A 20306-nucleotide genomic window follows, 5' to 3' on the forward strand; every position below is an offset into this window, starting at 1 on the left:
CAGTAAGCCCCAGACAGGACGGCGATTCGCGAAGTAGAAGATGATATTTCCGGCACTTTACGGGCGTGACTACTGCGAGAAAAGTGCTGACCGAAAATACCGCCCGGGCGTTTCGCCGATCTTCCCCAATGCCGGGCCCGAGCCACGTCGCAGCCCCGCGCCGCCCATTGGCCACCGGTCAGAGGCGGGTGCACTGGCGGTGGCAGCTCCAGGTTCGCCCGAAGGCCCCCAGAAGCTCGTACGTGCACGCACCGCCCCCGGACCGCACAACTGCCCTCAACCGACCGCACGGCCGCCTCTGACGGCCCTACAGCGCCCCCGACGCCTCGTCGAGCCGGCGAAGACCAGACACCGAGCTCTCACCCAGCGGCCCTGGGCCCCCAAACCCTCCCACATCGGCCCCAAGGGCTCCGCACCATCCCCCCCAGCACCCCCACCGATCGCCCAAGCCCTCGGCTGATGACCCCGCCAGGCACCTCGCACGCCGAACCCACCGGCCGCCTCGCTTGGCCACCCCACCGGCCGTCCCACAGGCTGACCCCGCCGCCACCTCGCGTGGCCACCCCACCGGCTGCCCAGTCCGGGCGGCGGGCTAGCCACAACGCCCGTTCACTCGCTTCGCGGGTGTCACACCCCTGCGGCAGCCTCCTGCGCCCGTCCCCGTTCACCGCTTTCGCCGGATCGGCACGGAGCCCGCCTTCGCCTCTCCCCTGCGGTTCGCGGCGGCCCCGACCGCATGGCACCCGTACCGACGCTCCTGCACACAGCCCCACGCTTACGGCGGGCCGGGGGGCCGAAGGCCGGGACCGGGACCGGAGCCGGAGGGCCGGGACCGGAGCCGGAGGCCGGGGCCGGGGGGCCGGGGCCGGAGGGCCGGGAGGCCGAGGGCATCGGGGCAGGATGGCCGGGGGCATCGGACGCCCACGCACCGCATGCCTGGCTCCGTCACCCCGTACATCAATACATCGCGCCGTACATCACGGGCGGGACCGTACGCCGCTCAGGCCGGGCGGAGGGCAGAGGGCGCGGGAGAGCACCCCGCCCATCCCCCACGCGGAAGAGGGCCGAGGGACGGCCTCAAGTGCCACGGGAGGCCGGCAAACACGGCGATGCGATCCAGGCAGACATGGGGGCCAGGCTGGAATCGATGAACGCCCTGCCCCTCCCTCGCGTTGGGGGTGCGCGGGAGGGGGGTGGGTGGTCAGCCGGTTCGGCCGTTGGCCACGGCGGGCCAGCTCATGCGGATGCGCATGCCCTTGGGGCTGGGGAAGACCTCGACGTCGTCCGCCAGGCCCGCGATGACCGCGATGCCGAAGCCGGACATGAACGAGTCGGAGAGCATGCCCAGATCGAGGGGTTGTTCCTGTTTGATCTCGTCGCTGGGCGCCTGGTCGCTGACCGTGACCTCGAAACGCCCGGAATCGTCTCGGAGCTCGATGCGGATGGGCTCGCCCGGGCAGTGGACGCGATGCGCCTCGACCGCCCGGGAACACGCCTCACCCACGGCGAGCCTGACTTCGTCCAGCAGGGACTCCTCCACGCCGGTGCGCCGGGCTATCGCGGTCGCGACCAGCCGGGCGGTCCGCACATGCGCGGGAAGAGCGCTGAACGTCAGCTCGACAGTGGCCATCTACTTGTCTTTGCCGTGAGCTTCCTTGGCCTCGTCGACCGAAGCGTAGATCCCGAAGACCTTGGTCAGACCGGTGATCCGGAAGATCTTGAGGATGCGCTCCTGGGTGCACACCAGCTCAAGGGAGCCGTCGTGGGCGCGGACCCGCTTGAGCCCGCCGACCAGGACGCCAAGACCGGTCGAGTCGAGGAAGTCGACCTTCTCCATGTTGACGAGAAGGTGGAAGTTGCCCTTGTTCACCAGGTCGATGAGAAGCTCACGCAATCTCGGCGCCGTGTAGACATCGATCTCACCCTCGACCTCGACGATGGTGAGTCGGTCCTCGTTGTGGTGATCCAACTTCAGATCCACAGATCCTCCAGCGCCTCGCCTGCGAAAGTACTCTTGCGGGCCTGGCAGTCTGGAGCGGGGCTCCCGACTGTCGGACCCTGACGCGCGGCATTCAACCACGCGTCTGGCTTGTGTCTATACGAAATCACGATTCCCGGCGACTTTGCCCACGGACGCAGACTGGAAACAGTGACTTCCTCCGCTTCCTCCCCACACCGAACGGGTCCACTCCTCCAACACCTGCTCGGAGTTCCCGCACGTCATGAGCGTGTCACCCATGTGGAGCATGTTCCAGCACGTCAAGCGGGTCAAGTGGGATGGCCGAAATGGGCGCCGGAAGTCCTGGTTACGCGCTTGGCGAACCGGGGCGTGGCGGGGCTCTGGTCACATCAGTACGAAGCGGCCGACCTGGCCCACCGTGGCCTAAACGTGATCATCTCCACAGGAACGGCGTCCGGGAAGTCGCTCGCGTACCTCACCCCGGCAGTCGCCTCATGTCTCGACGGCGGCACCGTCCTCTATCTCACGCCGACCAAGGCGCTGGCCGCCGACCAGCTCCGCAGTCTCCGCGACCTGCGCATCACCCAGGTGCGCGCGGCCTGCTTCGACGGCGACACACCGTTCGAGGAACGTACGTGGGTGCGCAAGCACGCCAACTACGTCCTGACCAATCCCGACATGCTGCACCGGAGCATCCTGCCCCGGCATGCGCAGTGGTCGTCGTTCTTCCGGCGGCTGCGGCTCGTGGTCGTCGACGAGTGCCACGGCTACAGGGGCGTGTTCGGCTCCCACGTCGCGCAGATTCTGCGCCGCCTGCGCCGCATCGCGGCCCGCTACGGCAGCCGCCCGGCGTTCCTGCTCGCCTCGGCGACGGCCAGCGAGCCGGGAACGTTCGGCAAGCGGCTCACGGGGCTCGACATGGCCGAGGTGACCGAGGACGGCTCACCCAAGGGCGCGACCACCATCGCGCTGTGGGAGCCGCCTCTGACGGAGCTGCGCGGCGAGGGCGGCGCCCCCGTCCGCCGCACCGCCACGGCCGAGGCCGCGGACCTGCTGGCGGACCTGGTCCTCGCCGACGTCCGCACCCTCGCCTTCGTCCGTTCGCGACGCGGCGCCGAAACGGTCGCCCTCACGGCCCGCGCCAAACTCGCCGACGTAGCCTTCTCCCTCTCCGCCACCCACCCCCACCTCGCCACGAGCACCCCCAACACCACCGCCCACACCGGACCTGACCCCACCCCCGCCAACGACCCCGCCCCCATCCCCACCGCCAACCTCGACGCCACCCCCGCTCCCGCCCCCGACCGAGGCCACGCCCCCTCCCCTGGATTCAGCACCACCCCGAGCCATAGCGCCACCTTTACTCCCGACCCCGACCCCCACCAGGGTCACGACACCAGCCGTGAGTTCAACGCCGGGCCCGACGAGCGGCCAGGACCCGGCGCCGGCACCCACGAGGGCCAGCACGCGGACCAAGCCCCGGACGGATACGCGCCGGCGTGCCGGGACCAGGACGCGGACCAGGCCCGGGACCAGGACGGATACCGGGACCGGGACGAGAACCGGCACCAGGAGCGGGACGGGCATCAGAACGGATCCCCGGATCCGGACCGGGTGGCGGCGCCTTCGGACACGTTGTCTTGGGCGCTTCCCGAGACCACTGACTGGGCCGCTCTTCCCGAGAAGGTCGCCGCGTACCGGGCGGGCTATCTGGCCGAGGACCGCAGGCTCCTGGAGAAGGCCCTGCGCTCCGGGACCCTCATGGGCCTGGCCACCACGAACGCCCTGGAGCTGGGCGTGGACGTGTCCGGCCTGGACGCCGTGCTGATCGCCGGGTGGCCGGGGACTCGCGCCTCCCTGTGGCAGCAGGCGGGCCGGGCCGGGCGCGACGGCAGGGACGCGCTCGCCGTGCTCATCGCTCGTGACGACCCCCTCGACACCTACCTCGTCCACCACCCCCAAGCCCTGTTCGGCCAGCCCGTCGAGGCGATCGTGCTGGACCCCGGCAACCCGTACGTCCTCGGCCCTCACCTGTGCGCGGCCGCCGCCGAGATCCCGCTGACGGAGGACGACCTGCCGCTGTTCGGCGACACCACGGCGGACGTCCTCGACACCCTGGTCTCCGACGGGCTGCTGCGCCGGCGGCCCGCCGGATGGTTCTGGACCAAGCGCGAGCGCGCCACCGACCTGGCCGACATCCGGGGCGGCGGCGGTGCGCCGATCCACGTGGTGGAGTCGTCGACCGGCCGCCTGTTGGGCAGCGTGGACGAGCCGTCCTCGCACACCACCGTCCACACCGGCGCCATCTATCTCCACCAGGGCGAGACGTACCTGGTGGAGCTCCTCGACCTGGAAGCCGGCGTGGCGCTGGTCTCGCGCTCCGAACCTGACTACTCCACGTTCGCCCGCGACATTACGGACATCTCCATCCTCGCCACCCTGCGCTCCCAGCCGCTCGGCCCCGGCACCCTTCACTTCGGCGACGTGGAGGTGACCCGGCAGGTCGTCTCCTATCTCAAGCGCCGCCTCCAATCCGGCGAGATGCTCGGCGACGAGCCCCTCGACCTGCCGCCGCGCACCCTGCGTACCCGCGCGGTCTGGTGGACGCTGCCCGCCTCCGTGGTGACCACCCTGGCCGAGGACGGCTTCGACCTGGGCGGCGCCGCCCATGCCGCCGAACACGCCGCCATCGGCCTCCTCCCGCTCTTCGCCACCTGCGACCGCTGGGACATCGGCGGCGTCTCCACCGAACTGCACGCCGACACCGGCCTGCTCACGGTGTTCGTGTACGACGGCCACGAGGGCGGCGCCGGTTTCGCCGAACGCGGTTTCGCCCGCGCCACCGATTGGCTCACCGCCACCCGTGAAGCCATCGCCTCCTGCGAATGCGAACGCGGCTGCCCGTCGTGCATCCAATCCCCCAAGTGCGGCAACGGCAACGACCCCTTGGACAAACGCGGCGCCCTCCGCCTCCTCGGCACCCTCCTCAGCTCCTGACTCGGAGTACGTATTGCGGGCGAGGCGCGTAGCGGCTTAATCGTCCCTTGAACGATAAGCTCCGCGGCCTCCTGTCATCGTGTGACTATGAGTTACCAACAGCCCGCTCGATCACGCTCCAACGGGCCGTGCTGGGGAGCAGTGAATAGGCCGCATGAAGCGCTGGATATAACAACATCTGAACCTGACGACTTTTGCGATCTTCCATAAATTCGAGGGGTTTTGGGGCGCAGAAATAGCCAAATCGCTAGGCCGAAACACACAGGTTCTGGCAGCGCCGGATAAGGCTGTAAGGACGCGGGGGCACGTAAGCGACGGATTCATGGGGCGGGGCCTGCTCTGGCTCTGCCGGTGAGGGTGCGGGGGCCGAGGGCGGGGAGCGTGATCTGGAGTGAGGTCCAGACGTCCGCCACCTGGCCGGTGATCGTGCAGTTCGCCAGGTGGACGCCGTTCTGGGAGGCCACCGTCTCTGCGTGGGTGCAGGCGGATTCGGGGTCGATCAGGGCGAGTTTGGCCGCCGCCAGGGCGCTCAGGTCGGCGGCGGCGTTGACGCGGTGGCGGGCGACACGGGCGGCGCCCACTATGGCGAAAGCGGTGGCCACGGCCATCAGGAGGGCCATGAGGGCCACGCCCCAGAGCGTGGCTGAACCTCGGTCGGCGCGTTGGGCGGGCATGTCGTCCTTCCTCCCTGCTGGGGCGAGGGGCAAGGGGGCGAGGGTCAGGGTTCTGTGGCGGCTGTGGCTGATGCCGTTACGGGGACCGCCGGGAGGGCGGGGCCCCACGGGGGGCGTACGTCCACCGAGATCTTCACGGAGGTCTGGTCTGCGTTGCGCGTTATGTCTACGAGGGCTGAGTGGCGGACGGCTGAGTGGACGAGGGCGCGTACCTGGTCGAGTGGCTCGCCTCGGGCGGCGGCCCTGGCTGCCGTACGGGCGGCGTCGACGCACTCCAGGTGGACGGTGACCGCGTGGATGGCCCACAGCGCGGCGGCCAGGACGATCATGAGGGCCGGCAGCATCGCGGCGGTCTCGGCGGTGACCGAGCCGCGCGATGCTGACCGGCTCCCACGGTTGGAGGCGGACCTGGTCATCCGTTGGTGTTGAGCGCCTGGTCTATGAGCTTGGAGAGCATTTCTTGCACTTCCGGGCTGCTGACCACCTTGAACAAGAGTGCGGCGAACGCGCAGGCGGCGATCGTGCCGACGGCGTACTCGGCCGTGGACATGCCCCGGTCTCGCAGAGGGCCGGTGCAGCGGGACCAGCGGCTGGCCCACCATCCGGAGTTGCTTTGGTCAGTGGTGATGATGGGGGCGGTCTCTGAGGTCTCGTCGGGAGTGGGGACGCGCATTTTGCCTCCAGGTGCTCGGTGCCGGAGTGAGGTAGGACCGGCGTTGCCGGGTGCAAGCGTCGCTCAGGAGGGGCCTGCGATTGCGGGCCGAGTGGCGTTCTGGGGATTGCCGGAGGTTCGGTTGTCCCAGGCTGTGGATATCGCGTGTCCGGCGTGTAACTGGACCGACAGAGAGCTCCAGCGGGATGGTTAGGGCGATTTGGGCGGTCCGTAGTTCGTTGACCAGGGCGTGGAGATACGCGGGAAGTTAAGCTCAAAAGGCGGCCCGGCCTTGGCGACGGAAGGAAGCGCCCGATGTCAGACGACTCGCATCTTTCGGTCAGGGCTTCTGATGCCGAGCGTGATTCGGTTATCGACCTGTTGAGCGAGCAAGCCGCGCAGGGTCGTTTGACGCTGGCGGAGCTGGAAGAACGCATCGAGCACGCCCACTCCGCCAGGACCATGGGCGAACTGCAGACGCTCACCCACGATCTGCCGACCGGCACCGAACAGCCGCCGGCGCACAGGAAGGCGACGCGATGGCTCGTATCCGTGATGGGCAGCTTCGCCAAGGTGGGCCGATGGCGAGCGGGACGCCGCGTCACGGCGCTGTCCCTGATGGGCAGCGGCGACATCGACCTGCGCGGCGCGGAGATCGAAGGCGGAGAGGTCACGTTGACCGCCATCGCCGTCATGGGAGGCTTCGACATCTACGTGCCCGACAGCATCGACCTGGAGGTCACCGGGTTCTCGCTGATGGGCGGACACGACCAGCGGGGCAGCCGCCAGCCGCCGCGCACCGGAGCGCCGCTCGTACGGGTGCGTGTCTACGCCCTCATGGGTGGTACGGACATCTGGCGGGTTCCGGCCGAGATGGAAGCGGCGTCGTTGAAGCGGTTGAGAAAGGCCGCCAAGGCGCTCGAGAAGTGATTCCTTCCGTCCCGCCCCGCTGCCGGCCTCCGACCAACAGTTGGAACGTACGCCGACCGTGGCGGGGCCGCCCGTTGCACGCCTGGCCCATGCCCGCTGCCACGGCTTCGGACCGCTCCATCGCCGGGTGGCGCAAGAGCGACGGACTCTGGGGATGCCGGTTGCTGTCGTGGGCTGGGTGGTCAGGGGAGGACGATGCTGGTCGCGAGGCCGGCCACCACGGGAATGATGCCCAGCAGGACGAAGGCCGGTAGGAAGCAGAGGCCCAGGGGCGCCACTGCCTTGACGCCGACCCTGCGGGCCGCGGCCACCGAGGCGGCTCGGGATGATTCGCGGGCGTCGTCGGCGAGGCGGGTCAGTACGTCGGCCACCGGGGCGCCGCTCTGGGCGGCTCGGCTCATCGCCCTGGAGAGTTGCGCCGTAGCGGGGTCGCGGGCGAGGAAGGCCCAGGTGGGTTCGGGGTCGGCGCCGAGGCGCAGCTGAACGCTCACCCAGGTCAGGCGGTCTCCCATTGGGCCGCCTATCGCGGTGGCGGCGATCTCCGTGGCGGCGCTGACCGGCTGACCCGCGAGCAGGCACGACGCCATGAGGTCGGCCGCGAACGGCAGGTCGATGGCTATGCGGTGGCGGTCTCGTTGGAGCTCTGGGGGTTCCTTTCGGTGGAGTACGGCGGCGGCCACCGGGGTGACGAGCGCTGCCGTCAGGATGCCTGGGATGCCGCCGACGAGCAGGGCTGTAAGGAGTCCCAGGCAGGCTGCGGAGGTGAGGGTGCGGCCGGTCAGGGGGCGTTTGGGGAGGGTGGGGGTCAGCCAGGAAGGGGCTGGGGGCTCGTCCGGGGGTGGGTGGGTTTGGTGGGGGTTGGCGGGTTCGGGGAGGAGGGCGGCCAGGCGTTGGGTGGTGGTCGTTGGTGCGGTCCACAGCCAGGCGGCTGAGGCGGCGCAGCAGGCGGCGAGGAGCTCCAGCATCTATGTCCTCACTGTGTAGGGCTCAGGAGTCGGCTGCTCGGATGGCCATGCGGTGGGTCCACCACAGGCCGCAGGCGTCCAGGGCGATGCCGGCTGCCAGGCAGAGCAGGCCGGGGATGCCTCCGAGGAGGAAATCGAGGGGGTGCATGCCCAGGGCAACGCCCATGAGGAGGCCCAGGGCGGGGAGGACTGCCAGCATTCTGGCCGTGGCGCGGGGGCCGGCGAGTTGGGCCGCCACGTCCTGACGGTGGGCTTGGGCGGTGCGCAGGGTGGCGGCGACGCGTTCGACGAGGGCGGTCAGGCCGGCGCCCACGGTGATGCTGACGTCCCAGCAGGCGGCCAGGCGGCGCAGGCCCTCGCCGCCCTGGACGGGGGCTGCTGACAACAGGGCCGCCGATACGTCGCCGCCGTCTCTCGCGGCGGCGAGAACCGGGCGAAAGGGCTCGGGGTCGGGGAGGTCGACTGCGGTGATGGCCCGGGTCAGGGCCTCACCGGGGGTACGGCCGGCCGACAGTTCGGCGGAGAGGGCATGGCAGAGCTCTATGGAGGCGCGCCGCCAGGCGTCGGCGCGGCGGGCTTGGCTGGTGCGGCGCAGGAGTTGGCCGAGCGGTGGTCGCCCGGGGTTCGTCTGTGGGGCGGTGAGCCTGGTCAGGCGGAGGATGGCGACGTCGGGGCCGGTCCACAGCCAGACGGCCGTGGCTATCAGGGACGCCGCCACCAGAGCGGCCGTCATCGCGGTCTCCAGAGCGCGGCTTCGGCGGGTTCATAGGCGGGTTCATAGGCGGGGACGGGTGCGCAGGCGGCGATGGGTTCGCTTGCGGCGATGCGCGGCGCGGTGGTGCAGCCGGGCGTCCTGTCCTCGGAGGTGGGCGCTCCGGCAGTGGACGGGGAGGGGGAGGTGGGCGCTTCGACCATGGGCGCGCTGCTTGCGGGGGTTGCCTTGGAGGGCGGCATGCCGATCGTCCCTGCGCCGGTCCTGGTGCCGGTTCCGGTTGAGAGGCGGGTCCTGGGGCCGGTGCCTGCTGTGCGGCCGGTCCTGAGGCTGGTGCCTGCCGTGTCGCCGGTTCTGGGGCCGGTGCCTGCCGTGTGGCCGGTTCTGGGGCCGGTGCCTGTTGGGAGGCCGTTTCTGGTTCTGGTTGGAGGGTGGGGAGTCATGTGGGTGGTGGGGTGGTCAGGGCGGGGTAGCCGGGGCCTGGGTGGGGGCGGCCGTCGGGGGTGAAGGTCACGGCAGGGATGGCTTCGACCAGGCCGTTCGGGGACCTGGACAGCAGGCAGATTTCCGAGACGCGGCGTTTGCCGTCGCCTCGGCCGCGGGTGAGGTGGATGACGACGTCGAGGGCCGCCGCCAGTTGGCTGTGTACGGCCTCCCGGGTGAGGCCCGCCGCGCAGCCCAGCGCTTCGAGGCGGGGTGGGACGTCGGCGGCTCTGTTGGCGTGGAGGGTGCCGCAGCCGCCCTCGTGGCCGGTGTTGAGGGCGGCCAGCAGGTCGACGACTTCGGCACCCCGTACCTCTCCTACAACCAGGCGGTCGGGGCGCATGCGGAGGGCCTGGCGGACGAGGTCGCGCAGGCCGACGCCGCCGACGCCTTCGAGGTTGGCCGGTCTGGATTCGAGGCGCAGCACGTGCGGGTGCAGGGGGCGGAGCTCGGCCGAGTCCTCGACGAGGAGGAGGCGTTCGCCGGGGTCGGCCAGGGAGAGGAGGGCGGACAGGAGGGTGGTCTTGCCGGTGCCGGTGCCGCCGGTGACGAGGAAGGCGCGTCTGGTCGACACCAGGGTGGTGAGCAGGGGGACGGCCTCGGGGGTAATCGTGCCGGCCGACACCAGGTCGTCGAGGGTGAAGGTGCGGCGGGGCGGCAGGCGTAGGGAGATGCTGGTGCCGCCGGAGGCGATCGGCGGGAGGACGGCGTGCAGGCGTACGCCGCCGGTCAGGCGGGCGTCGACGTACGGTGAGGCGTCGTCCAGGCGGCGGCCCGCGGCGGCGGCGAGGCGCTGGGCCAGCCTGCGGACGGCGCCGTCGTCGGTGAAGGTGACCGGGGTGAGGCGTAGGCCTTTGCCGTCGTCGACCCAGACCTCGCGGGGGCCGTTGACCAGGACGTCCGTCACGTCGGGCTCGGTCAGGAGGGGCTCCAGGGGGCCTGCGCCGATGAGGTCGGCGCACAGGGCGCGGGCGACGGCGAGGATTTCGGCGTCGCCGTAGACGGACTTCTCGGCGCGCAGGGCGACGGCCACCTGGGCGGCGGTTGGTTCCACGCCGGCGCGGGCGAGGCGGACCCGTACGGCCTCGACGAGGTCGGGAGAGACGGCGCGGGGCAGATCGCGGGGTTTGTCGGGGGGCGTGGCCGGAGTCATGCGGCGTCCTCGTTCCTGGGGGTCGGGAGCAGGTCTTGGAGGAGGGCTGTGCAGAGGGTGCCCAGGGCGGTGCGGGGGCCGAGCTTGGGGAGTTCGCCGCGGTTGAGGGTGGCGGTCAGGCGGGGCTGGTCGGGCAGGCGGCCGGCCAGGGGGATGCCGAGGGAGGCGGTGGCCGTGGCGTCGTCGACCACGCCCGGGCGGATGACGGCGCGGATGTCGGCCGTGTGGCGGCGGGTCTGGCCGAGCACCTGGGCGGCGGCCAGGATGCCGCGTACGTCGGCGGGGGTCAGCAGGAGGGTGCGATCGGATCTGCCGAGGGCTTCCACGGCGGACGGGTCGAGGTGGCGCGGGAGGTCGACGACCACGAGGTCGAAGCCGCGGCGGCCGGCTTCGAGGACCGAGCGCATGGCTTCGGCCGGGATAGGGCGGATCTCGCCCCGGTGGAACGAGAGCACGGCCAGGTCTCCGAAGGCGGGCAGCGCGGCGCGCAGGGCGCGGGGGCTGATGCGGCCCTGCCGGGCGACGAGGTCGGCCCAGCGGGCTCCCGGGGTCTCTTCCTGGCCGAGGACGGCATCGAGGCCGCCGCCCAGCGGATCGGCGTCCACGAGCAGGGTGCGCAGGTGGTCGTGGGAGGCGCGCAGGGCCAGGCAGGCAGCCAGGACGCTGGTGCCCGCGCCGCCCCTGCCGCCGATCAGCGACACGACGGCGCCGGCGCGAGGCTCGGGCTCCATCGCGTCGGCGAACCGGTCGACCAGGTGACGCTCGTCGGCGGGGAGGGCGACGACGGCCTGGGCTCCGGCGGCTACGCAGCGCCGCCAGGTGTCGGGGTCGTCCGGGTCACGGGTGACGAGGAGGACCTGGTCGCGGGCCGGGGGTGAGGCGGCGGCCACGGCTTCGGCGAGGTCGGCGCCGATGACCACGAGCGGGGCCTGGCTCCAGAACGGGCGGGCGTGAGACGGGACGTGGGCGACGTCGAGCTGGGCGCCGGCTGCGGCGGCTATGCGTACCAGGTCGTCGAGCAGGTCGCGGTCTTCGGAGATGACGAGTGGGCGGGGCATCGGGCCTCCCTGTCGGTTCGGGGAGGACCCACCTTGCGCCCGGCGGGGGTGGTCGCGCGGAGGCGAACGCGGTTCTGGGGATAACGGGCGATGACGGTGCACAGCCTGGGGATAACCAGCAGCCGGGGGTAGCCGTGAGCTGGGATGGCTGGCTGGACGACCAGCGGGCCGGGCGCGACGGGCAAGCCGGGCGCGACGGGCGGGTCCAGCGGGCCGGGCGTGACAGCGCGGCGGGCGGACGGGGGGACCCTCGGCGGGCTGGGCGCCCAGCGGGCCGAGGGCGACGGACCGCCCCGGTGCACACGGCTGGGGATGGCCACGGTCGCGGCGCGCACAGGCGGGCTGACAGCGCGCCGATCGGGCGGGGATGGGGAGGAAAAGAGGCGACCCCCGCCGGGGGGGAGAGCGGGGGTCGCCGTACCGGTCCGGCTCCGGGGGGGTAGAGCCGGGCCCGTTTCAGAAGAAAGCTTTCATCACTTGACCAGAGCATGGCAAGGCATTGGAAACCAATCCCGTGCACAGCCGAGCAAGTTTCTGGTGATACCACCGTATGCTGCCCGATGGACTCGAGTTTCGTCGAGGAGCAATCTCGCATTTTCGCCAAGTTTTTTCGCCACGACATAACGATCACATAAAGGAGATCACTCAGAGTGATCGTCACGGCTTGGTAACCGGACGGTCGAGGCGGGATGACCGGCGCGGGGGCCTCGGGCGCCTCAGGTCCGGGTAAAGGTCTTGGACCGAGGGCTTCCCATCAGGGCGGATCCGACGTACAAAGGTGTCACGGACCACTTGTCCGGGTGCATCAGCCGGGCACCCACGCGCGACCAGCCGCGGGAGGCGTGTCGAGACGGGCTTGACCCGATCCGACGAATTCAGGTGCACGCTTGGTAACCCGGTGTGATGCACGGCAGACGGCGTCTCATGACTGGGACGCCGTCAGCTATGTCAGCCTCGCTGCATGGCCTCGCAGACGGCTGTCGTCTCGCGTACGCCCAGGGTGACCGCGGAGGCACACTGCTGTATCCATTGCGACACCCCCTCCTGCGTCCCGGTCAGGTAGGCGCGCAGGGCCTCGGCGTACGGCTGGTCCAGGTGACCCACCTCGACGGCGACCAGGGATTTCGGGTCGAGCCCGTACTCCACGAGCGTGAGTCGTTCGGCGGCGCGGGCGACGACGCCGTCGGCCGAGCCGAACGGGCGCAGGACCGCGAGCTCGGCGTGCACGACGGCGGCGAGCACCAGCGCGGGGGCCTTGGTGGGGCCGGCGAGCAGGTCGAACAGGCTGTCCATCCGGGCGACGGCAGCGGCGGCGCTCGGGGCGGGGCCGAGGCCGAGCGGGTCGGGGGCGTCGTCGCCGGCGCGCGGGCGGCCGAGGTCGTCGGAGGTGAGGCCGGCGGCGGCGACGGTGTGCAGCCGGGCCAGGACCTGCCGGGGCGCGGTGCGCCAGGTGGGGCCGAGGCGGCCGAGCTCGGCGGAGGCGCGCAGCGCACCCTGGACGACGGGGTCGTGCACCTCGTCCTTGCGCAGGGCGTCGAGCGGCACGTCCACGCCTTCGAGTGCGGCGGAGGCGCGGGCGCCGCGCAGCGACGACTCGGCGGAGACCGCCGGGCTGGCCCGCCGCAGGACGCGGTGGCGGTAGAGCCGGTCGACGGCCTGGCGGGCGGCGTCGACGGCTTCGGGCACGCCGGGGAACCCCGCGATGACGGCCAATGGGTCACTCACGGAACCCGACACTACCCGTGGCCGCCGGGCGTCGTTCTAAGAGGGGGACCCATAAACCCTGGGCCGTGTCCCGTTCCATAATTTACGGATTTCGAGATGACAACGTTTCAGTTGCTATTGTCACGCGCGGAGATAAAAATCCATCCGACGGTACGGACCTGTCTAGACCTCTTGTGGTAGGTGGGCGTGAGCTGGTGAAGTGGGACACGACCTAACCAATCTGGCCATAGAAGGAGCACGAGGTGGCCCCGGAAACCCCTGGCAACGAGCCCCAGGCGCTGTCCAACCTGCTGCAGGAGAACCGCCGGTTCGCACCACCGGCCGACCTGGCAGCGGCCGCTAACGTGACCGCCGCCGCCTATGCCGAGGCGGCGGCCGACCGCCTCGGGTTCTGGGAGCGTGCTGCCGAGCGGCTGACCTGGGCCAAGCGGTGGGACACCACGCTGGAGTGGGAGCCCCCGTTCGCCAAATGGTTCGTCGGCGGCGAGCTCAACGTCGCGTACAACTGCGTCGACCGTCACGTCGAGGCGGGGCGCGGCGACAAGGTCGCCTACCACTGGGAGGGCGAGCCCGAGGGCGACTCCCGCACGCTGACCTACGCCGACCTGCAGCGGGAGGTCTCCAAGGCGGCCAACGCGCTGCAGGAGCTGGGCGTGGGCAAGGGCGACCGGGTGGCCGTCTACCTGCCGATGATCCCCGAGCTGCCGATCACGATGCTGGCGTGCGCGCGCATCGGCGCGATCCACTCGGTGGTGTTCGGCGGTTTCTCCTCGGCGGCGCTGAAGAGCCGTATCCACGACGCCGACGCCAAGCTGGTGGTCACCGCCGACGGCGGCTACCGCCGTGGTGCGCCGTCGGCGCTCAAGCCGACGGTGGACGAGGCCGTGGCCGAGTGCCCGCAGGTGGAGAACGTCCTGGTGGTGCGCCGCACCGGCGAGGAGGTCGCGTTCAACGAGCGCGACAAGTGGTGGCACGAGGTCGTCGACCGTCAGAGCGACCAGCACACGCCGGTCCCGCACGACGCCGAGGACCCGCTCTACATCCTCTACACCAGCGGCACGACCGGTAAGCCGAAGGGCATCCTGCACACGACGGGCGGCTACCTGACGCAGACGGCGTGGACCCACGACGCCTGCTTCGACCTCAAGCCCGAGACCGACATCTACTGGTGCACGGCCGACATCGGCTGGGTGACCGGGCATTCCTACATCGTGTACGGCCCGCTCGCCAACGGCGCGACGAGCGTGATCTACGAGGGCACGCCCGACACCCCGCACCGCGGCCGGTTCTGGGAGATCATCCAGAAGTACAAGGTCACGATCCTCTACACCGCGCCGACGGCGATCCGGACGTTCATGAAGTGGGGCGACGAGATCCCCGCCAAGTTCGACATGTCCAGCCTGCGCGTGCTGGGCTCGGTGGGCGAGCCGATCAACCCCGAGGCGTACGTGTGGTACCGCGAGCACATCGGCGGCAACCGCTGCCCGGTCGTCGACACGTGGTGGCAGACGGAGACGGGCGCGATCATGATCAGCCCGCTGCCGGGCGTCACCGCGGCCAAGCCCGGCGCGGCGATGCGCCCGCTGCCGGGCATCAGCGCCGACGTGGTGGACGACCAGGGCAACAGCGTGCCCGACGGCGGTGGCGGCTTCCTGGTCGTACGTGAGCCGTGGCCGGCCATGCTCCGCACGATCTGGGGCGACGACCAGCGCTACATCGACACCTACTGGAGCCGGTTCGACGGGATGTACTTCCCCGGCGACGGCGCCAAGAAGGACGAGGACGGCGACCTGTGGCTGCTGGGCCGCGTCGACGACGTCATGCTCGTCTCGGGCCACAACATCTCCACCACCGAGGTGGAGAGCGCGCTGGTCAGCCACCCGAAGGTGGCCGAGGCCGCGGTGGTGGGCGCGACCGACCCGGTGACCGGCCAGGCCATCGTGTCGTTCGTGATCCTGCGCGGCAGCGTCGAGGAGAACGACGACATCGCCGCCGAGCTGCGCAACCACGTGGCCAGGACGCTCGGCCCGATCGCCAAGCCGCGCCAGATCCTGGTGGTGCCCGAGCTGCCGAAGACCCGCTCGGGCAAGATCATGCGCCGGCTGCTGCGCGACGTGGCGGAGAACCGGAGCATCGGCGACGTCACGACGCTCGCCGACAGCACGGTGATGAACCTCATCTCGGAGAAGCTCCCGTCCGCAAAATCTGAGGACTAATCACCCGTACGGCCACATGTCCTGAAATTTCGGGACATGTGGCCGGGTAGGGTGGGTGTCTGGTGTGCCGGGAAGTCGGGTCGGCGTCATGGGGAGCCGTTCCCCCTGACCTGACATCCGAGAGGGCTTTCACGTGCGCCGTGCCACCGATATGTGGCCTTTCACACCCACCATCCGCTATGCCCGCACCCTGACCGAGGCGCTCCGCACCGAGACACTGGGCGGCATCGTCATGCTGGCCGCCACGGTCGCCGCGCTGGTGTGGGCCAACGTCTCCCTCGACTCCTACACCGGCCTGGTCAAGACCGAGATCGCCGGCATGGAGATCTACAAGTGGGCCCAGCACGGCCTGCTGACGATCTTCTTCTTCGTCGCCGGGCTGGAGGTCAAGGAGGAGTTCGTCCACGGCGAGCTGGCCAGCCCGCGCAAGGCCGCGCTGCCCGTGCTCGCCGCCGTGGCCGGCATGGTCGTCCCCGCCGCGATCTACCTGCTGGTGAGCTGGGGTGCTCCCGGTGCGGGGCGGGGCTGGGCCATCCCCACGGCCACCGACATCGCCTTCGCGCTCGCCGTGCTCGCCGTGACGGCCAGCGCCATGCCCGCCGCGCTGCGCGCGTTCCTGCTCACCTGCGCCGTGGTGGACGACCTCGGCGCGATCACCATCATCGCGGCCTTCTACACCGACCACCTCGACCTGCCCATGCTGCTGGCCGGAGCGGCGCTGATCGGCGTGTACGGCGTCCTGCAGCGGCGTGGCGTACGCACGCCCTGGATCCACCTGCCGCTGGCCGTGGCCGCCTGGTACGCCGTCGAGCAGAGCGGCGTGCACGCGACCGTCGCCGGGGTCGCGCTCGGCCTGCTGACCCGGGTGCACGCCCGCGACAGCGAGGAGCGCTCCCCCGCCGAGGCCGCCGACCACTACATCCGGCCGATCTCGGCGGGCCTGGCCGTGCCGGTGTTCGCGTTCGTGTCGGCAGGGGTGAAGCTCGACGCCGAGAGCCTCGGCGCTATGTTCTCCGATCGGGTAGTTCTGGGAGTGATTGCGGGGCTCGTGGTGGGCAAGTTCCTGGGGGTGTTCGGCGGTGCCTGGCTGGCAGTGCGGCTGGGGCTGGCGAGGCTGTCGCAGGAGCTGCGCTGGCGGGACATGGCGGCGGTGTCGTTGCTTGCCGGGATCGGGTTCACGGTGTCGCTGCTGATCGGCGATCTGGCCTATGGTGCCGATCAGGAACGGGCAACCGCCGTGACCACCGGGATCCTCGCGGCCAGCGTCATCGCCTCCGTCCTGGCAGCGGTGCTGCTGCACACCCGGGTGCGCGAGCGCCGCAGCGCACTGGATGATGATTGACACGGCCACCAGGCCTCGATAGGAGACGTTCATGCCGCAGACTCCCGAGGAAGAATCCCTGGGCTCGCTGGTCGCCCAGGCGAGCAACCACATCTCGACCCTGGTCCGATCCGAGATCGAGCTGGCCAAGGCCGAGTTCCGGTTCGACGCCAAGCGGGTGGGCATGGCGGGCGGGCTGTTCGCGGCCGCCGCGTTCATGGCACACCTGTGCCTGATCCTCGCCTCGTTCACGATCGCCTACGTGCTGGAGCAGTGGCTGCCCAAGTGGGCGGCGTTCCTCATCGTGACCGTGTTCTACCTGCTCGTGGCCGGGCTGCTCGTGTTCATCGGGGTGCGCAGGCTCAAGGGCCTGGCCGGCATGAAGCGGACCGCCAGATCGCTCAAGGGACTGAAGGAGATCGCCTCACCGGAGGAGCTGCCGGCGGGGAGCCGAGATGGCACCTGACGAGGCGGTCGTCCGGATCGAGGGGCCGTGGAAGCACCGGGCGGTCCACGCGGGCGGCACCAGGTTCCACGTCGTGGAGGCCGGTGACGGGCCGCTGGTGCTGCTTCTGCACGGGTTCCCGCAGTTCTGGTGGACGTGGCGGCACCAGCTGGCGTCGCTGCCCGCCGCGGGTTACCGCGCCGTCGCGGTCGACCTGCGCGGCTACGGCGGCAGCGACAAGCCGCCGCGCGGCTACGACCTGCCGACGCTGGCCGCCGACGCGACCGGGCTGATCCGGGCGCTGGGCGAGACCGGCGCGATCGTCGTCGGCCACGACTGGGGCGGGCTGCTGGCCTGGACGATGGCGGTGCTCGACCCGAAATGCGTGCGCCGGCTCGTCACGGTGTCGGCGCCGCATCCGCTGCGGCTGCGCAACTCGCTGCTCACCGACCCGTTCGGCCAGCTCAGGTCGAGCCGGGTGCTCGGCTTCCAGCTTCCGCTGCTGCCCGAGCGCAGGCTGACCCGCAAGAAGGCGGCGCTGGTCGGCAGCCTCCTGGACGGCTGGTCGGGGCCGAACTGGCCCGACGCCGACGTCTCGCGGACCTACCGCGAGGCGTTCCGGATCCCGGCCGTGGCCCACTGCGCGCTGGAGTATCACCGCTGGTTCGGCCGCTCGCAGCTGCGGCCCGACGGCCTGCGTTACGCGCGTGCCATGCGGACCGAGATCGAGGCCCCCACCTTGCAGTTGCACGGCGCGCTCGACCGGTGCATCCTGCCGCGGACGGCGCAGGGGTCGAGCCGTTACGTGGCGGCCCCGTACCGGTGGCGGCTGCTCGAAGGGGCGGGCCACTTCCCCCACGAGGAGATTCCCGACGTGTTCGACACGGAGTTGCTCGGCTGGCTGGCCGATCCGGAGCCCGACCGATGAGAGACCGCGACCCCGAGGGCCGGCCCCGCAACGCCAGGCCGCGCGACGAGTACGGCAGGCCGCTCCCCTACGGCTCGCCCGGCGTGGCCCGGGTGCCCGACGACTACGCGCCGAGCACGGAGCAGGCGCTGGCCGACGGCCGCCGCTTCCTGGCCGAGGGGCTGCCGTTCAACGCGCACGAGGTGTTCGAGGGGCGCTGGAAGTGCGCGCCTGAGGAGGAGCGCGAGCTGTGGCAGGGGCTGGCGCAGATCTGCGTGGGCCTGACCCATCTGCAGCGGGGCAACGGCCGGGGTGCGCTGACGCTGTTCGCCCGGGGCGCGGCGCGCGTGCAGGGCTTCGGCGAGCCGTACGACGCGGTGGGCCGGGCGGCGTCGGGCCTGGGCCACGACAGCGACCCGGCGGCGGCCGTCAGCCTGATCCTGGAGTCGTTGCCGGGCCGGTGAGCGCCGCGCGCCCGGCCAGCAGGGCGAGCGTGGCGTCGGCGGCCCGGGCGACGGCGATGCCGACGGCCTCGTCGCCGGCGCCGAACATGCCCAGCCGCAGCAGCCCGGCGTAGCCGTGGGCGACGGCGGCCACGGCGACGCCGAGCGTCTCGGCGGCGGGCCGGTCGCCGCCCGACAGGGCGAGCGCGGCGTCGTGGAAGGCCTCCTTGACGGGCCGGGCGGCGTGCTCCAGCTCGGGGGCGGCAACGGCGGAGAAGGTCGGCCCGGCCAGCGCCTCGAACAGCGCGGGATGCCCGGCGGCGAAGCGCACGTAGCCCCTGGCGACGCCGACGAGCCGCTGCTCCGGCGTGGTGCCGCGGCTCTCGGCGGTGACGGCGGCGACCAGCCGCTCGCCCGCGCGCACGCCCACGGCCAGCAGCAGCTCGTCGCGGTCGGCGAAGTGGCGGTAGGGGGCGCTGGGGGCGACCCCGAGCCGCCTGCTCGCCTCGGCCAGGGAGAAGCCCTGGACACCGTGCTCGGCGATGAGCTCGACCGCGGTGTCGATCAGCGCGGCGCGCAGGTCGCCGTGGTGGTAGCGGTCGCGTTTGGTGGTCCGGGGCATCCCCTCAGGTTAGCGGCCGGGACAGTTCGTCCAGGAGGTCGCGTTCGGCCCGGTCCAGCTCGAAGGCCATCGCGCCGGCGGCCTCGGCGGCCTGGGCGGGCCTGGAGGCGCCCGGGATCGCGACCACGGTCTCGCCGTAGTGGGTGATCAGCCAGTTGAGCGCCACCTGGGCGGGTGAGACGCCGTGGGCGCGGCCGAGGTCCTTCATCGCGGCGACGAGCGGCGCGGTGCGCGCCAGGCCCTTGGCGGTGAGCCGGCTGTGGCCGAACACCCTGCGCATCGGCGGCAGGTCCCTGACCCGGGCGGGATCGTCGTGGAAGCGGCCGGTGAGGATCCCGCCCTCCAGGGGCGAGTAGGCGATGAGCGTGACGCCGAGGCGGCGGGCCGTGTCGAGCACGCCGTCGCGCTCCACGTTGCGGTGCAGCAGGTTGATCCGCACCTGGTTGGCGGCCAGCGTGACGCCTTCCTGGGCGAGGACCCGGTGGGCGAGCTCCATCTGCCGGGCGGAGAAGTTGCTGACGCCGACGTGGCGGACCTTGCCGGCGCGTTGCAGCGCTGCCATGGCCCTGAGCTGGGCGGGGATGCTCGACAGGCTGCCGGTGGGCATGTGGATCTGGTACAGGTGGATCGGGTGGCCGCCGAGGTGGCGCAGGCGGCTGCCGATGCTGCGGCCGATGTGCCCGGCGGTGCGGCCGAGGGGCGGCCACTTGGTGGCGACGGTGACCTCGCCGGGGGCGATGCCGCACTCCTTGAGCGCGGTGGCCAGCATGCGCTCCGACTGGCCGCCGCCGTACATCTCGGCGGTGTCGAACCAGGTGACGCCGCCGTCGAGGGAGGCGCCGACGACGGCGGTGACGGTCTCCTGGCCGATGTCGCGGACGATGTACTTCGCCACGGACCGGCCGCCGGTGAACTGCATGCACCCCAGGCCGATGGGGCTGATCTCGATGTCGGTCGTGCCGAGCGTACGTGCCTTCATGCCGACCCCCATGTGATGGACATTCACAATGTGATGGACATTAACATCTGAGCATGGCGAACGA

General features: G+C 71.3%; 19 protein-coding genes. 7 read left to right on the forward strand and 12 right to left on the reverse strand.

Annotated features, from left to right (window positions below; all coding sequences use genetic code 11):
• Positions 1–1201: 1201 nt before the first annotated feature.
• On the reverse strand, positions 1202–1630 hold the full coding sequence (locus AB0J53_RS02200) for an ATP-binding protein (RefSeq protein WP_219509553.1): 429 nt from the start codon (positions 1628–1630) through the stop codon (positions 1202–1204).
• Entirely contained in the window at positions 1631–1981 is a 351-nt protein-coding gene (locus AB0J53_RS02205; protein WP_020542579.1) for an STAS domain-containing protein, read from the reverse strand. It lies immediately after the preceding gene.
• A 408-nt stretch (positions 1982–2389) separates the two neighbouring features.
• Between AB0J53_RS02205 and AB0J53_RS02210 the strand changes: the two genes are divergently transcribed.
• Positions 2390–4957, forward strand: coding sequence for a DEAD/DEAH box helicase (locus tag AB0J53_RS02210; RefSeq protein ID WP_364167956.1), 2568 nt, complete (start codon positions 2390–2392; stop codon positions 4955–4957).
• 320 nt (positions 4958–5277) lie between these two features.
• Here AB0J53_RS02210 and AB0J53_RS02215 read toward each other — a convergent pair whose 3' ends face one another.
• Genes AB0J53_RS02215 through AB0J53_RS02225 form a run of 3 tightly spaced genes read right to left on the reverse strand, consistent with a single transcriptional unit; the run spans position 5278 to position 6181 of the window.
• Positions 5278–5631, reverse strand: coding sequence for an Rv3654c family TadE-like protein (locus AB0J53_RS02215; protein ID WP_219499429.1), 354 nt, complete (start codon positions 5629–5631; stop codon positions 5278–5280).
• Positions 5632–5675: 44 nt separating this feature from the next.
• On the reverse strand, positions 5676–6047 hold the full coding sequence (locus tag AB0J53_RS02220; protein ID WP_364167958.1) for a TadE family type IV pilus minor pilin: 372 nt from the start codon (positions 6045–6047) through the stop codon (positions 5676–5678).
• Positions 6044–6181, reverse strand: a complete 138-nt coding sequence (locus AB0J53_RS02225; RefSeq protein WP_219499474.1) for a DUF4244 domain-containing protein — start codon at positions 6179–6181, stop codon at positions 6044–6046. Before AB0J53_RS02225 ends, AB0J53_RS02220 begins: the two co-directional genes overlap by 4 nt.
• Before the next feature lie 417 nt (positions 6182–6598).
• On the opposite strand from AB0J53_RS02225, the gene AB0J53_RS02230 reads away from it, so the two are divergent.
• Entirely contained in the window at positions 6599–7213 is a 615-nt protein-coding gene (locus AB0J53_RS02230) for a DUF1707 domain-containing protein (protein ID WP_364167960.1), read from the forward strand.
• Between the two features lie 182 nt (positions 7214–7395).
• Here AB0J53_RS02230 and AB0J53_RS02235 read toward each other — a convergent pair whose 3' ends face one another.
• The 5 genes from AB0J53_RS02235 to AB0J53_RS02255 all read right to left on the reverse strand — a co-directional run bounded on the left by AB0J53_RS02235 (position 7396) and on the right by AB0J53_RS02255 (position 13309).
• Positions 7396–8178 carry a type II secretion system F family protein gene (locus tag AB0J53_RS02235; RefSeq protein WP_364167962.1) on the reverse strand — a complete coding sequence of 261 codons (783 nt, stop codon included), beginning with the start codon at positions 8176–8178 and terminating at the stop codon, positions 7396–7398.
• Between the two features lie 22 nt (positions 8179–8200).
• On the reverse strand, positions 8201–8911 hold the full coding sequence (locus AB0J53_RS02240) for a type II secretion system F family protein (RefSeq protein ID WP_364167963.1): 711 nt from the start codon (positions 8909–8911) through the stop codon (positions 8201–8203).
• A 418-nt stretch (positions 8912–9329) separates the two neighbouring features.
• Positions 9330–10526, reverse strand: a complete 1197-nt coding sequence (locus tag AB0J53_RS02245) for a TadA family conjugal transfer-associated ATPase (RefSeq protein ID WP_364167965.1) — start codon at positions 10524–10526, stop codon at positions 9330–9332.
• A complete protein-coding gene (ssd, locus tag AB0J53_RS02250) occupies positions 10523–11584 on the reverse strand; it encodes a septum site-determining protein Ssd (RefSeq protein WP_364167967.1) in 1062 nt (353 codons plus the stop codon). Before ssd ends, AB0J53_RS02245 begins: the two co-directional genes overlap by 4 nt.
• 948 nt (positions 11585–12532) lie before the next feature.
• The gene (locus AB0J53_RS02255; RefSeq protein ID WP_219499415.1) at positions 12533–13309 is read right to left on the reverse strand and encodes an oxidoreductase; all 777 of its coding nucleotides are present in this window, start codon (positions 13307–13309) and stop codon (positions 12533–12535) included.
• Between the two features lie 242 nt (positions 13310–13551).
• Between AB0J53_RS02255 and acs the strand changes: the two genes are divergently transcribed.
• The 5 genes from acs (at position 13552) to AB0J53_RS02280 (ending at position 18662) form a co-directional block, all read left to right on the forward strand.
• A complete protein-coding gene (gene acs, locus AB0J53_RS02260) occupies positions 13552–15525 on the forward strand; it encodes an acetate--CoA ligase (protein ID WP_364167969.1) in 1974 nt (657 codons plus the stop codon).
• Between the two features lie 151 nt (positions 15526–15676).
• The gene (gene nhaA, locus AB0J53_RS02265; RefSeq protein WP_246643630.1) at positions 15677–16867 is read left to right on the forward strand and encodes a Na+/H+ antiporter NhaA; all 1191 of its coding nucleotides are present in this window, start codon (positions 15677–15679) and stop codon (positions 16865–16867) included.
• Between the two features lie 31 nt (positions 16868–16898).
• Positions 16899–17312, forward strand: coding sequence for a phage holin family protein (locus AB0J53_RS02270; protein ID WP_219499409.1), 414 nt, complete (start codon positions 16899–16901; stop codon positions 17310–17312).
• Positions 17302–18219, forward strand: a complete 918-nt coding sequence (locus AB0J53_RS02275; RefSeq protein WP_219499407.1) for an alpha/beta hydrolase — start codon at positions 17302–17304, stop codon at positions 18217–18219. The genes AB0J53_RS02270 and AB0J53_RS02275 overlap by 11 nt, the downstream gene beginning before the upstream one ends.
• Positions 18216–18662: a DUF309 domain-containing protein gene (locus tag AB0J53_RS02280; RefSeq protein WP_219499406.1), complete on the forward strand. Its 447-nt coding sequence runs from the start codon at positions 18216–18218 to the stop codon at positions 18660–18662. Before AB0J53_RS02275 ends, AB0J53_RS02280 begins: the two co-directional genes overlap by 4 nt.
• On the opposite strand, the gene AB0J53_RS02285 is transcribed toward AB0J53_RS02280, so the two are convergent.
• Entirely contained in the window at positions 18628–19263 is a 636-nt protein-coding gene (locus AB0J53_RS02285) for a TetR/AcrR family transcriptional regulator (RefSeq protein WP_364167972.1), read from the reverse strand. The genes AB0J53_RS02280 and AB0J53_RS02285 overlap by 35 nt on opposite strands.
• 4 nt (positions 19264–19267) lie before the next feature.
• The gene (locus AB0J53_RS02290) at positions 19268–20242 is read right to left on the reverse strand and encodes an aldo/keto reductase (RefSeq protein WP_364167974.1); all 975 of its coding nucleotides are present in this window, start codon (positions 20240–20242) and stop codon (positions 19268–19270) included.
• Between the last annotated feature and the right edge of the window lie 64 nt (positions 20243–20306).

This window comes from Nonomuraea sp. NPDC049725 (genome assembly GCF_040674795.1).
Taxonomy (GTDB): Bacteria; Actinomycetota; Actinomycetes; order Streptosporangiales; family Streptosporangiaceae; genus Nonomuraea; species Nonomuraea ceibae.

What these genes read in the sequence shown, in the direction of transcription:
- AB0J53_RS02225 (WP_219499474.1), bottom strand. Translation starts at nt 6,181, where the DNA reads ATGTCCACGGCCGAGTACGCCGTCGGCACGATCGCCGCCTGCGCGTTC.
- AB0J53_RS02290 (WP_364167974.1), bottom strand. Translation starts at nt 20,242, where the DNA reads ATGAAGGCACGTACGCTCGGCACGACCGACATCGAGATCAGCCCCATC.
- AB0J53_RS02230 (WP_364167960.1), top strand. Translation starts at nt 6,599, where the DNA reads ATGTCAGACGACTCGCATCTTTCGGTCAGGGCTTCTGATGCCGAGCGT.
- AB0J53_RS02220 (WP_364167958.1), bottom strand. Translation starts at nt 6,047, where the DNA reads ATGACCAGGTCCGCCTCCAACCGTGGGAGCCGGTCAGCATCGCGCGGC.
- AB0J53_RS02200 (WP_219509553.1), bottom strand. Translation starts at nt 1,630, where the DNA reads ATGGCCACTGTCGAGCTGACGTTCAGCGCTCTTCCCGCGCATGTGCGG.
- AB0J53_RS02245 (WP_364167965.1), bottom strand. Translation starts at nt 10,526, where the DNA reads ATGACTCCGGCCACGCCCCCCGACAAACCCCGCGATCTGCCCCGCGCC.
- AB0J53_RS02275 (WP_219499407.1), top strand. Translation starts at nt 17,302, where the DNA reads ATGGCACCTGACGAGGCGGTCGTCCGGATCGAGGGGCCGTGGAAGCAC.
- AB0J53_RS02240 (WP_364167963.1), bottom strand. Translation starts at nt 8,911, where the DNA reads ATGACGGCCGCTCTGGTGGCGGCGTCCCTGATAGCCACGGCCGTCTGG.
- AB0J53_RS02235 (WP_364167962.1), bottom strand. Translation starts at nt 8,178, where the DNA reads ATGCTGGAGCTCCTCGCCGCCTGCTGCGCCGCCTCAGCCGCCTGGCTG.
- AB0J53_RS02285 (WP_364167972.1), bottom strand. Translation starts at nt 19,263, where the DNA reads ATGCCCCGGACCACCAAACGCGACCGCTACCACCACGGCGACCTGCGC.
- AB0J53_RS02270 (WP_219499409.1), top strand. Translation starts at nt 16,899, where the DNA reads ATGCCGCAGACTCCCGAGGAAGAATCCCTGGGCTCGCTGGTCGCCCAG.
- AB0J53_RS02280 (WP_219499406.1), top strand. Translation starts at nt 18,216, where the DNA reads ATGAGAGACCGCGACCCCGAGGGCCGGCCCCGCAACGCCAGGCCGCGC.
- nhaA (WP_246643630.1), top strand. Translation starts at nt 15,677, where the DNA reads ATGTGGCCTTTCACACCCACCATCCGCTATGCCCGCACCCTGACCGAG.
- AB0J53_RS02215 (WP_219499429.1), bottom strand. Translation starts at nt 5,631, where the DNA reads ATGCCCGCCCAACGCGCCGACCGAGGTTCAGCCACGCTCTGGGGCGTG.
- ssd (WP_364167967.1), bottom strand. Translation starts at nt 11,584, where the DNA reads ATGCCCCGCCCACTCGTCATCTCCGAAGACCGCGACCTGCTCGACGAC.